This is a genomic window from Shewanella sp. H8 (assembly GCF_040285065.1).
GTDB classification, from domain to species: domain Bacteria; phylum Pseudomonadota; class Gammaproteobacteria; order Enterobacterales; family Shewanellaceae; genus Shewanella; species Shewanella polaris.
In genome coordinates, this window is record NZ_CP157213.1 from 3,290,551 (window position 1) to 3,303,525 (window position 12,975).

The 12,975-nt window shown below is 41.5% G+C and carries 11 protein-coding genes and 2 tRNA genes; 1 reads left to right on the plus strand and 12 read right to left on the minus strand.

All coding sequences use genetic code 11. From position 1 onward, the window contains the following. Positions 1–151: 151 nt before the first annotated feature. On the plus strand, positions 152–2,185 hold the full coding sequence (locus ABIS04_RS14225) for a bifunctional diguanylate cyclase/phosphodiesterase (protein ID WP_137226259.1): 2,034 nt from the start codon (positions 152–154) through the stop codon (positions 2,183–2,185). A gap of 309 nt (positions 2,186–2,494) precedes the next feature. On the opposite strand, the gene rpsO is transcribed toward ABIS04_RS14225, so the two are convergent. The 12 genes from rpsO to folP all read right to left on the minus strand — a co-directional run bounded on the left by rpsO (position 2,495) and on the right by folP (position 12,927). Beyond that, positions 2,495–2,764, minus strand: coding sequence for a 30S ribosomal protein S15 (gene rpsO, locus ABIS04_RS14230; protein ID WP_137226257.1), 270 nt, complete (start codon positions 2,762–2,764; stop codon positions 2,495–2,497). 141 nt (positions 2,765–2,905) lie between these two features. Beyond that, complete coding sequence (gene truB / locus ABIS04_RS14235; RefSeq protein WP_350431474.1) at positions 2,906–3,859, minus strand: tRNA pseudouridine(55) synthase TruB; 954 nt, start codon at positions 3,857–3,859, stop codon at positions 2,906–2,908. After that, positions 3,859–4,290 carry a 30S ribosome-binding factor RbfA gene (gene rbfA, locus ABIS04_RS14240; protein ID WP_350431475.1) on the minus strand — a complete coding sequence of 144 codons (432 nt, stop codon included), beginning with the start codon at positions 4,288–4,290 and terminating at the stop codon, positions 3,859–3,861. The genes truB and rbfA overlap by 1 nt, the downstream gene beginning before the upstream one ends. 66 nt (positions 4,291–4,356) lie before the next feature. Continuing rightward, a complete protein-coding gene (infB, locus tag ABIS04_RS14245) occupies positions 4,357–7,002 on the minus strand; it encodes a translation initiation factor IF-2 (RefSeq protein WP_140234878.1) in 2,646 nt (881 codons plus the stop codon). 25 nt (positions 7,003–7,027) lie between these two features. Continuing rightward, entirely contained in the window at positions 7,028–8,527 is a 1,500-nt protein-coding gene (gene nusA / locus ABIS04_RS14250) for a transcription termination factor NusA (protein WP_137226249.1), read from the minus strand. Between the two features lie 31 nt (positions 8,528–8,558). Beyond that, on the minus strand, positions 8,559–9,014 hold the full coding sequence (rimP, locus tag ABIS04_RS14255) for a ribosome maturation factor RimP (RefSeq protein ID WP_137226247.1): 456 nt from the start codon (positions 9,012–9,014) through the stop codon (positions 8,559–8,561). A 170-nt stretch (positions 9,015–9,184) separates the two neighbouring features. Further along, positions 9,185–9,260 (minus strand) — tRNA-Met (locus ABIS04_RS14260). Positions 9,261–9,341: 81 nt separating this feature from the next. Then, positions 9,342–9,428: transfer RNA gene (locus tag ABIS04_RS14265), tRNA-Leu, on the minus strand. Positions 9,429–9,441: 13 nt separating this feature from the next. After that, complete coding sequence (secG, locus tag ABIS04_RS14270; protein WP_137226245.1) at positions 9,442–9,777, minus strand: preprotein translocase subunit SecG; 336 nt, start codon at positions 9,775–9,777, stop codon at positions 9,442–9,444. A gap of 4 nt (positions 9,778–9,781) precedes the next feature. Continuing rightward, a complete protein-coding gene (tpiA, locus tag ABIS04_RS14275; protein WP_137226243.1) occupies positions 9,782–10,564 on the minus strand; it encodes a triose-phosphate isomerase in 783 nt (260 codons plus the stop codon). 139 nt (positions 10,565–10,703) lie between these two features. Continuing rightward, the gene (glmM, locus tag ABIS04_RS14280) at positions 10,704–12,041 is read right to left on the minus strand and encodes a phosphoglucosamine mutase (protein ID WP_140234879.1); all 1,338 of its coding nucleotides are present in this window, start codon (positions 12,039–12,041) and stop codon (positions 10,704–10,706) included. Between the two features lie 52 nt (positions 12,042–12,093). Continuing rightward, a complete protein-coding gene (gene folP, locus ABIS04_RS14285; RefSeq protein ID WP_350431476.1) occupies positions 12,094–12,927 on the minus strand; it encodes a dihydropteroate synthase in 834 nt (277 codons plus the stop codon). Positions 12,928–12,975 lie beyond the last annotated feature (48 nt).

Here is a 12,975-nt window from a genome sequence, read left to right on the forward strand (position 1 = left end):
AATAATATCAATTTCTGTCGGGTTTATATATTGAACAACCACAATAGAATTGATTTTCATATTGGGTCTACATATTTTGTAGTTTTAGCATTTTAAGATGTTACAAAATTAACGTAAAAATAGTCACTTATGTGACATGGAATAATACATAATGACCAATTTTAAGTCCCTAACATGGAAACAGACAAACTTAGTTGTTTTTACTGCTTTATTTTTTGCAATTGCCATTTTTATTGTCGAAATAGCACTAGTCGTCATCACGACTAAACAACAACTGACAGCTGCACAGCAAGAACTACTGAATTCTGTTGAACAAACCACCACCAATGCAGTGTGGTCTTTAGACGATAAACTTGCCAGTCAAACTCTAGAGGGCATTATCAAAGTCGATAATGTTGGCTCGGCTGTCATTGAACTTGATGACGGTTCATTATTTGTTTCTTCGGCAAATGAGTTAAATGAATTATCAAATAGTTATGTTTCCATCAGCAACCGTCTTTTTGGTGATCTGAAAGAAATTTCGCGCCCGTTATATCGCCCGTTCTATTTTGAAGGTAATAAGCAACAACAGCTAATCGGCACACTTACCATATTCTACGACACGCAAAAACTCACCAACAAACTGTTTAATCAACTCCAACTTGGACTCATTGCCACATTGGCTCGAGCATTGTTGCTCACTTTAGTATTAACGGTGGTGTTTCATCGTTTTCTCACTCAACCTATTGCTCGTATTAGTGAAGCTATCGATAAAATTGACCCAGATTATCCTGATGAAAATCTATTGCCCATGTCTAAAGCGCATAAGGATGATGAATTAGGACTTGTGACAAGTAAGTTTAATCAGATTTTGCTGCAATTTAGCCAAACCCAAAACAAACTCCGAAAAATGGCAACCCGAGACCCATTGACTGGTTTGCCTAATCGGGCTTTATTATTAGAAACGTTGAATGTAACCATTCAACGTTCTCGAGTTCATAAACGGAATTTCGCTTTACTCTTTATTGATTTAGACCGGTTTAAAAACGTCAATGACTCATTAGGTCATGCTATCGGTGATCAATTCCTGGCACGTATTGCCCGTATTTTAGAAAGAGTGGTTGGTGAGCAAGGTAGTGTGGCTCGTTTAGGTGGCGATGAGTTTGTGATTTTAGCCGATGAGATTCAAACACCTTCACAAGCAGCAGACTTTGTTGACAAGTTGCTTATTCAATTAAACACCCCAATTCAACTTAATGAGCACGCCATTCATCCAGCGGCATCTATCGGTATCTCTATTTATCCAGAAGATGGTATCACGGCAGAAGATTTAATTCGTCATGCAGATATCGCGATGTACAGCGCTAAAGCTGCTGGCTCAAATCAATGGGCGTTTTTCAAACAACAAATGACTGAGCGCGCTGCGGTTAGATTACGTACAGAAGCCTCTTTACATGATGCACTAAAGAACAATGAGTTCTTATTGTATTTTCAACCTAAATTTGATCTAAAAACAGATAAAGTTGTTGGCTGTGAAGCGTTAATTCGCTGGCAAAAAGACGGACGCTTGATTAGCCCTATGTCATTTATTCCCGTGGCAGAAGAAACAGGGATAATCATCCCTATTGGTCGTTGGGTCATTGAACAAACTTGTAAAGTGATTCGAGAATGGCAACGTAAATACAATTATGAAATTCCTATTGCCGTCAATGTGGCCTCACAACAATTTGCTGATGCCAGTTTAGTTCCTGATATTAAACAATTGGCAATTCGTTACCAAATCCGGCCAGAATTGCTTGAAATCGAAATTACTGAAACATCGCTAATGAATGATATTGAGCAAGCTATAACAAAATTAGAACTGCTCAAATCTGCCGGTTTTGGGATTGCGGTGGATGACTTTGGTACTGGATATTCATCATTGTCTTATTTACGTCACCTGCCAATTACCACCATGAAAATTGATCGAGCATTTGTGAGTGATCTTCCACAGGATAGCGCTATTGCATCGACTATTTTAATGCTTGGTCGCCAGCTTGACTTGACGATTGTTGCTGAAGGTATCGAGAATATACAACAGCTTGAATGGCTCAGAGAAAATCAATGTGAAATAGGCCAAGGTTTTTATTTCAGTGAGCCGTTACCCATAGAAGAATTTGAAGAAAAATATATAGCCTGTAATACCGCTAAGATCATTCATGTGTAGGGATTGTATAAACGTGACATCATATAATTAAGTGACGACGCTTGCCTGTATACTGAATGTCTACAATGATTATTTACGTGTACACCAGTACTACACGTGTGGCTCATCACCACAAAAATGGTAATGAAATACTCATTGCTAACACCTCAAGCATAAACACTATTATTTTAGATATTGAAGTTCAGCGCTGCAACTATAGTGAGTATGATTATCCAAAGTAAATATTGTTTATTTTGGACAATAAAAAAGGAGGCAATAGCCTCCTTTTTTATGGTCTAATCTGCTTACAAAAGTAAGCCGAATATCGAATTAACGACGTAAACCTAACTTCTGGATCATAGCAGTATAACGTGCTACGTCAGTACGCTTTAAGTAAGCAGAAAGCTTACGGCGTGCACTTACCATACGTAATAGACCACGACGTGAGTGGTGATCATGGATGTGCTCTTTAAAGTGACCTTGAAGGTGGTTAATTTGAGCAGTTAACAAAGCTACTTGAACTTCAGTTGAACCTGTATCGTTTTCGCAGCGACCAAAATCAGCCAAAATTTTCGCTTTTGCTTCAGCACTTAGTGACATGTGTATCTCCAAAAAAAGTAAATGTATCTCTAGCCGATCACTAACTCAGCCAGAGCGAGCGCAGTATTTTAACCACATTGATAGTTAACCGCAATCTAAATTCGTTTTTTATTGTTAAAAGCCAACGTTAAAGCCGTCTGACTACTCTGCAGGATCATTATCGTGAATTACAATCAACCGTTTAGGTGCTAATAGACCATCATCATTCATGATGCCCATACCAACAAATCGATGTGAATCACCAATAGTAATACGCACTAATTCTTCAGGCTTAAGTCCCGCAGCTTGGATTGCTTGTCCTTGCATAACGTAATATAACATCTCGTCTGGCAAGTTAATTTCAGCAAATTTAGCCACAGCTGTATCCATTGGTAATAATAATGGATCCATCAATGTCTGAGGCGCAACATCTTGTCTATGGGATTGCTCAACTAACGCTTCTAATTGCGCTAACGTTACCATTTTTTCATACGGATATTCGGCAACTTGAGTACGTCGCAACATAATAACATGTGCTCCACAGCCAAGCATTTCACCTAAATCATCAATAATGGTACGTATGTAAGTCCCTTTAGAACAATGAATGTCTAGGGTTAATTCATCACCTTCAAGCTTAATAAAATTAAGCTCAAATACAGTAATAGGTCGCGACTCACGTGGAACTTCAATCCCCTCACGAGCATATTTATACAAAGGTTGACCTTGGTATTTTAATGCCGAATACATTGAAGGTATTTGCTGAGTGGTTCCTCGAAAAAATGCGAGCTTTTCATCAAGTAATGCTTGAGTAACATTAACGGGACGCGTTTGCACGATTTCCCCATCAGAATCACTCGTATCAGTACGTTGACCCAATTTAGCCGTCACTAGGTAGCGCTTATCCGAATCTAATAAATGCTGAGAGAACTTAGTTGCTTCTCCGAGACAAATAGGCAACATACCTGTTGCTAACGGATCTAAAGCACCTGTATGGCCGGCTTTATTGGCATTAAAAAAACGCTTAACTCTTTGCAGGGCAAAATTAGAGCTCATGCCAGTATCTTTATCGAGTAACACTATACCGTCGATGAAGCGACCTTTAGGGCGACGAGCCATTAATCTTGCTCCTTTTCACCGTCAGCAGACTCGCTGCTATCAGATGCTTCTGGATTAAACTCTTGCTGCTTGGCTTTATCTTTATTGATAACTTGGGTCACTAGGTTAGACATACGCATACCTTCAACTAGTGAGCTATCGTAAATAAAGCGTAATTCAGGCATGACACGTAATTTCATACGGCCAGCAACTAAAGTACGGATATAAGGCGCTGCAACAGTAAGCGCATCAATTTTTTGTTGAACAAGTTCTGTGTCTTCTTCAAAGAAAGTCACATAAACTTTTGCATAACTTAAATCACGTGAAACATCGACATCGTTTACAGTAACAAAACCAATGCGGGGATCTTTCATATCGCGCTGCAACACCATTGCAAGTTCTTGCTGGAGCTGTTGTGCAATACGACGTGTACGACTAAATTCTTTTGCCATGATGATATGCCATATCGTTAGGTCTACAATCAAAAAGGGCGGCTAAAGCCGCCCTTCCATTGGTTCTTATAAGGTGCGAGCTATTTCGACTGTTTCGAAGACCTCAATTTGGTCTCCTACGCGAACGTCATTGTAGTTCTTCACACCAATACCACATTCCATCCCATTACGGACTTCTGGAGCATCGTCTTTAAAGCGACGTAATGACTCAAGTTCACCTTCGAAGATAACCACGTTATCACGTAGAACACGAATTGGTGCACTACGCTTAACAATACCTTCGGTAACCATACAACCAGCAATAGCGCCAATTTTAGGAGACTTAAATACATCACGAACTTCAGCAAGACCGATAATTTCTTGTCTAAATTCTGGTGCTAACATACCTGTCATTGCAGCACGTACTTCATCAATTAAGTTGTAGATGATGCTGTAATAACGTAAATCAACACTTTCTGAATCGATAGTCTTACGAGCCTGTGCATCAGCACGGACATTGAAGCCGACCAAAATAGCATTAGAAGCTGCAGCTAATGTTGCATCAGTTTCAGTTAATGCACCGACACCGCGAGCAATAATGTTCACTTTCACTTCATCAGTAGACAGTTTAGCTAATGATTCACAAATTGCCTCAAGAGAACCCTGAACATCCGCTTTAAGTACGATATTCAGTTCTTGTACTTCGCCTTCTTCCATGTTGGCAAACATGTTTTCTAGCTTAGACTTTTGCTGACGTGCTAATTTAATATCGCGGAATTTTCCTTGGCGATACAATGCTACTTCACGGGCTTTACGTTCATCACGTACAACTGTCGCTTCATCACCAGCTAACGGCACACCAGAAAGACCTAAAATTTCTACCGGGATAGAAGGACCTGCTTCAGTGATAGATTGACCATTTTCGTCATTCATCGCACGAATTTTACCGTACTCTAAACCACATAAAACGATATCACCTTGACGTAATGTACCTTCTTGAACCAAGACAGTAGCCACAGGGCCACGACCTTTATCAAGTTTTGATTCAATAACAACACCCGCTGCCATTCCATCACGTATAGCTTTAAGTTCTAATACTTCAGATTGAAGCAAGATGCCTTCTAATAGTTCGTCAACGCCCATACCAGTTTTAGCTGATACATGAACAAACATATTATCTCCGCCCCAATCGTCTGACATAATGCCATGTTGAGACAGCTCACTCTTAACACGCTCAGGATCAGCATCTGGCTTATCCATTTTGTTAACAGCTACAATTAACGGTACATTACCCGCTTTAGCATGTTGAATCGCTTCAATCGTTTGTGGCATTACACCATCATCAGCAGCTACAACCAAAATAACAATATCAGTTGCCTTTGCACCACGAGCACGCATTGACGTAAACGCCGCGTGACCAGGAGTATCAAGGAAAGTGATCATGCCGTTGTCAGTTTCAACGTGGTATGCACCAATATGCTGAGTAATACCACCGGCTTCACCAGATGCTACTTTCGCACGACGAATATAATCGAGTAACGATGTTTTACCGTGGTCAACGTGACCCATGATAGTCACAACCGGTGCGCGTGATTCTAGTTTAATGTTGTCATCTCGGTCTTGAAGAACTTGATGCTCAAGTTCGTTTTCACGAATAAGTACCACTTTATGACCGAGTTCTTCTGCAACCATTTGCGCTGTTTCTTGGTCAAGTACTTGGTTAATTGTCACCATAGTGCCCATTTTCATCATTTGCTTGATGATCACAGTGGCTTTAATTGCCATTAAATGAGCCAATTCAGATACGGTTACAGTTTCACCAATACGCACATCACGACTAACAGCAGCTGCAGGTTTATTAAAACCATGCGCCATAGATTCTGGTGCAGTGCTGCGGTTACGCATGTGCTTTTCGCGTCCGTCACGAGCATCTTTTCCGCCACGTTTTTTATTGGCGTTTTTATTGCGAGCACGACGACCACGTTTTTCGTCATCAGCATCTGAACTGTCTTCTGCTGCACGAGCAACTTTAGATGTTGTGATGTGATGATCACCATTTTTTTCAGCTTCTAAACGTTGACGCTCTTCTTCAGCCCAACGCTTTGAGTTTACTTCTGCAAGTAAACGTGCAGCTTCAGCAGCTTTAGCAGCTTCATCTTTTTGCTTTTGAGTTAACACAGCTTCTTGAGTCGCTTTTAAACGCTCGGCCTCTGCTTTTGCTGCTGCCGTTTCTGGGTCAGCAACTTTGGCTACTTTAGGCTCAGCTTTTACTTTTTCTGATTTCAATTTGGCTTCGGCTTCCGCTTTTTTCTTCGCTTCTGCAGTTGCTTTCGCTTCTGCCGCTACTTTGGCTTTTGCTTCAGCTTCCGCTTTTGCTTGAGCTTCTGCTTTGGCCTTGGCTTGAGCTTCTAATTCAGCTTGTTTTGCTAACTCTGCATCATCACGTTTAACGAAAGTGCGCTTTTTACGGACTTCCACTTTAACGTCTTTTGACTGACCGTCAGTGCTTGCAACACTTAATGTTGACACAGTTTTACGCTGCAATGTCATTTTAGTCGGTACAGTATCTGCACCATGCTGTTTTTTTAGATAATCAAGAAGTTGTTTCTTCTCATTTTCTGAAACGGTATCGAGTTTCTTCTTGCTCATACCTGCTTCTGAGAATTGCTCAATTAGTCGCTCGACTGATTTGCCCACTTCTGTTGCTAATTTTTCTATATTTGTATCTGCCATCAATTAAATCCCCCTGTTGATCGACTTATGCTTCTTCGCCAAACCAACAGATATTGCGGGCAGCCATGATGAGCTCACCTGCTTTTTCTTCTGTTAATTCTTCAATATCAAGTAAATCATCAATACCTTGCTCGGCCAAGTCTTCTAAAGTCACTACGCCATTGCTCGCAAGAACATAAGCTAAATGTCTTTCTAATCCTTCCAATGCTAGTAAGTCATCACTTGGCTCTGCACCGTCTAACGCTTCTTCAGACGCTAATGCTCTTGTTGAGATTGCCGCCTTTGCACGTTCACGTAGTGCTTCAACGATATCTTCGTCAAAACCTTCTATTGCTAATAGTTCAGATTCTGGGACATAAGCAATTTCTTCTAACGAAGTGAATCCCTCATCAGCCAACACGGCTGCAAAATCTGCATCTACATCCAGAGAAGCTACAAACAAGTCAATCACCTTTGCACTTTCGGCTTGGTGTTTCTTATTCAAGTCTTCAACTGTCATTACATTTAATTCCCAACCAGTCAGTTGAGTCGCTAAACGAACGTTTTGGCCATTTCGACCAATTGCCTGTGCCAAACTATCTGCTTCCACAGCAATATCCATTGAGTGATTATCTTCATCGACAATGATAGAGGCTACATCAGCAGGTGCCATGGCATTGATCACATATTGTGCAGGATTATCATCCCACATCACAATATCTACTCGCTCGCCACCTAATTCGTTTGATACGGCTTGTACACGTGCGCCACGCATACCAACACAAGCACCAATAGGGTCAATGCGACGGTCATTTGATTTAACGGCGATTTTAGCACGAGCTCCTGGATCACGAGCAGCACCCATCACTTCAATCAATTCGTCGTAAATTTCAGGCACTTCAACACGGAAAAGCTCAATTAACATCTCAGGCTTACTGCGAGTTAAAAATAACTGTGCTCCACGCGCTTCTGGACGTACTGAGTACAATAAAGCACGTACACGATCACCAGGGCGGAAAGATTCACGGCTAATTAAGTCTTCTTTAAATATCACGCCATCTGCGTTATTGCCTAAATCGACAACCACACTTTCACGGGTACTTTTTTTGACGATACCAGTAACAATTTCACCTTCACGCTCAATAAATTGTTCAACAATTTGCGCACGCTCGGCTTCACGAACTTTTTGAACGATAACTTGTTTTGCTGTTTGCGTCGTAATACGGTCAAAGACAACTGAATCTATTTCATCTTCAATGTATTCACCTGGCTGGATATCAGGTTGTTCATAACGCGCAGCTTCAATGGTAATTTCACTATAAGGGTTCTCTAGTGGTTCACCATGGTCATCAACTACCATCCAACGACGGTACGTATCGTAATGACCCGTTTTACGGTCAATTTCAACACGAACTTCAATATCGCCTTCGTATTTTTTCTTTGTAGCAGTGGCCAGTGCAATTTCTAGCGCCTCGAAAATTTTCTCACGGGGAACGCCTTTCTCATTGGAAACCGCTTCTGCGACTAGCAGGATCTCTTTATTCATTTGGTCTTGCCTCGTTCTTCACCTGAAACTATCAAAACTTAGCGATAATGTTGCCTTTACGGATATTATCCAAAGCAACAATCAAGTCTTTACCATCAACAGTGATGGTGAGCATTTGCCCATCAACGCTACTAATGACGCCTTTTAAATTACGACTACCCGCAACAGGCATAGTCAACTGTACTTTTGCATCTTCACCCACGTAGGCCGCATATTGCTCAGCGGTAAATAAAGGTCTATCTACGCCAGGTGAAGATACTTCTAATGTGTATTCTGTAGAAATAGGGTCTTCAACATCCATAACTGCGCTAACTTGACGACTGGCTTCTGCACAGTCTTCAATGTTGATGCCATTCTCGTGATCAATGAAAACACGTAATATTGAATGACGACCAGCTTGAATATACTCTATGCCCCATAGTTGAAAGCCCAATGCTTCAACGGGTACCGTTAACATCTCAACTAGCTTGGATTCTATCGTTGCCAAAAATGACCCCCAAAAAAAACAAAAAAAGGGCTAATAGCCCCATAGCAATCCGCATAAAACACGGATATTTAAAAGTCCATATAACAAAAAACCCCGTAATCACGAGGTTATTTTATTATAAAACCTGTAAATTGTAATTTATCTTCTTTCAAAGTTAAATTACAAGGAGCTGGTTGCGGGGGCCGGACTTGAACCGACGACCTTCGGGTTATGAGCCCGACGAGCTACCAACTGCTCCACCCCGCGTCAACTGATGCAAGTATATTGATTTACACTATATCTTGCAATAACTAATCAAACTCAATCCATGATTTGTTAGTTAAATAATGGTGCCGAGAGCGGGACTTGAACCCGCACGTCCGTTAAGACACAGCCACCTCAAGGCTGCGCGTCTACCAATTCCACCACCTCGGCGATATTTAGTTTACTAGTCAGGAATTTTTGTTTCTGACTGTTCGGTTTGCACAGGCGCATCGTCAATGATTTGCTCTGCTGCTGGACCTAAATCATTCCATTGATCATTTTGTTGAGTATGATTAGCACTTAAATTACCAATCACTAAACTCAATGCAAAAAAACCAATGGCTAATACTGCAGTACTGCGAGTCAGGAAGTTACCTGATCCGCTTGAACCGAACAATGTGCCTGAAGCACCGGCTCCGAAAGATGCGCCCATATCGGCACCCTTTCCTTGTTGAATTAAAATTAAGCCGATAAGGCCTAACGCTACCACCAAGTATACAACTATAAGAACTTCGTACATATTATTACGCGCTCATCGCTATGGTACATAAACTTAAAAACTCACTTGAGTTCAAACTGGCACCGCCAATCAAGCCGCCATCAACATCAGGCTGGGCAAATATATCTGCCGCATTGCTTGGGGTGACGCTACCACCGTATAAAATTCTGATATTCTCGCCAATGAAGGGAGATACTTCAGAGAGGCGACTGCGTATAAACGCATGTACTTCTTGTGCCTGCTCTGGTGTAGCGCTTTTACCTGTACCTACTGCCCATAAAGGTTCGTAGGCGATAATCGCGTTATCAAAAGCCATGGTACCGTTTTTTTCAATTACTATATCAAGCTCTTCCGCAATCACCTCAAAGGTACGTCTTGCTTCACGAGCCGGTCCAGATTCACCTACACATAAAATCGGTGTCAGACCATTTTTTTGCGCTGCGGCAAACTTCTCTGCCACTATATTACTCGTCTCTCCGTACATACGGCGACGTTCGGAATGGCCGATAATAACATATCGACATCCAGAATCTTTTAGCATCTGCCCGGACATTTCACCGGTGTACGCACCAAAATCATGTTGACTAAGATTTTGTGCGCCCATTCTCACAAGCGCGCCATCTAAGGTTTGCTTATTAGCTTCAAGCAGCTGTCGAACACTTTCAAGATAAATTGAAGGCGGACATAAAACCACTTCAGCGGAATCATTTTGGAGCTTTGTAGCAAACTTTTTGAAAAGTTCTTGGGCCAATGCCGAATTACCATTCATTTTCCAGTTGCCAGCGACCATAGGACGTCTGAGTGCCATTCATTATCTCCTCTGAAAGCGGCGTGAATAATAGCGAACCACTTATCAAGTTACAAGAGCTAAAAGGGGAATAATTCAGATAATCTGTCGAAGCGTCTACTTTTTGAGCGCGTAACAACATAACTGAATATTCAGATAATTAACATGCTGCCTTTACGGCGTCAGCAATACGATTTGCATGTGCAAGCACTTGTGGATGATCATCACCCTCAACCATCACCCTAATTAACGGTTCTGTACCCGACTTGCGTAATAATACTCGTCCACGAGAACCTAATTGTTGCTCAACATCAGCTTGGGCTAATCTTACTGCATCAGTATCCAACGGATTCGAGTTTCCTTCAAACCTAACGTTCACTAATACCTGCGGTAACATCTTCATTGATTCGGTTAATTGTTCAAGTGACGAATTTTGGCGTCGCATCGCTGCTAGCACTAAAATACCCGCAACAATACCATCACCTGTGGTGCCATGATCAAGATTGAGTATATGGCCCGAATTTTCTCCGCCGATACGCCAGTTTTTTTCTTTAAGAATTTCCATGACATACCGATCACCCACTTTCGAGCGAACAAATGGAATATTAAGCGCTTGCAATGCTAAATCTAGCCCTAGGTTAGACATTAACGTGCCCACTACACCGCCTTTCAAAATACCACGTTTTTGGGCATCTACGGCTAGAATATATAAAATTTGATCCCCATCAATTACCTCTCCGTGGCTATTGACCATCATAATACGGTCGCCATCACCATCTAATGCGATACCTAAATCAGCTTTTTCAGCTAATACAGTTTCACATATTTTGGCCATTGATGTTGCACCCACTTTATCATTGATATTCAAACCATTAGGTTTATCACCAATAGCAATCACATCCGCACCAAGTTCTCGAAATACATTGGGGGCTATGTGATAAGTTGCACCATGGGCACAATCAACCACAATTTTTAAACCTTCAAGAGTTTGATCTGCTGGGAAATTCCCTTTGCAATATTCAATATAACGTCCTGCAGCATCTTCGATTCTGCGGGCCTTACCCAATAAGTGAGATTCAACACACACTAATGGTTTTTCAAGTTCAGCCTCAATTTCAAGCTCAATATCATCATCGAGTTTACTGCCATCTGTTGAGAAAAACTTGATACCATTATCGTAATATGGATTATGCGAAGCACTAATAACCACACCCGCTTCAGCACGAAATGTCCGAGTTAAATAAGCTACTGCAGGTGTCGGCATGGGTCCAAGTAATAAAACATTTAACCCGGCGGCAGATAATCCCGCTTCTAAAGCCGATTCAAATAAGTAACCTGAAATACGAGTATCCTTACCAATAATCACTTTTTGAGTGCCATTTCGCGACAATACTCGTCCTGCGGCCCAACCGAGCTTCAATGCCAATTCGGGGGTCATTTTGCCTGCCCCTACTTTGCCGCGAATACCATCGGTTCCAAAAAATTGTCTTTGTTTCACAGGTCCCCACTTAAGTTAATCACTTTTTATACAACGTGTTATATCGACAGAACTACAAATTAGCCATTGTTTCAGACATGACTTTAAGTACGTCAACAGTTTCGGGTACATCATGAACTCGTATTATCTGCGCACCTTGCTGAGCTGCAATAAGTGCTCCAGCAAGACTACCCGCAAGGCGTTGATCAATAGCACGCCCTAACAAGTCCCCAATCATGCTTTTTCGTGACAATCCGACCAATAAAGGTAAATGAAATTCATGTAAGGAAGGTAATGTCGCTAATAGGCGGTAATTATGCGCTAAAGTTTTGCCAAAGCCAAAACCTGGATCAAGAATTAGACGCTCACGATCAATACCTGCCGCTTCACAGTAGGCAATACGCAGTTCGAAAAAGGCTTTTACTTCTTCAACTACATCTTGATACTCAGGTTTCTCTTGCATGGTTTGAGGTTCACCTTGCATATGCATTAAACAAATTGGCACATCTAAGGTTGCAGCCATTGCTAAGGCTCCAGCTACTTGCAATGCACGCACATCATTAATCATATTGGCACCTGCATTGACTGCCTGCTCCATTACTTCAGGTTTACTGGTATCTATCGAAATCCATACATCATATTTTTTAGCGGTGTATTCAATAATGGGAATAACACGTGCCAGTTCTTCTTCCACTGAAACGATGTCGGAACCTGGACGAGTTGACTCGCCACCCACATCAATAATTAATGCACCTTGCTCAACCATGTGGTCGACATGTTTGCAGGCTAATTCAACATTAGAATAAGCACCGCCGTCAGAAAAAGAGTCGGGGGTGACATTAACAATCCCCATTACAACTGGAGATGATAAATCGAGGGTTTTCTTAGCATGGATTAATTGAAACAAATTAGTTTTCCTTGATAAAGGCTAAAAACAAGAAAACCCCTTTCGGGG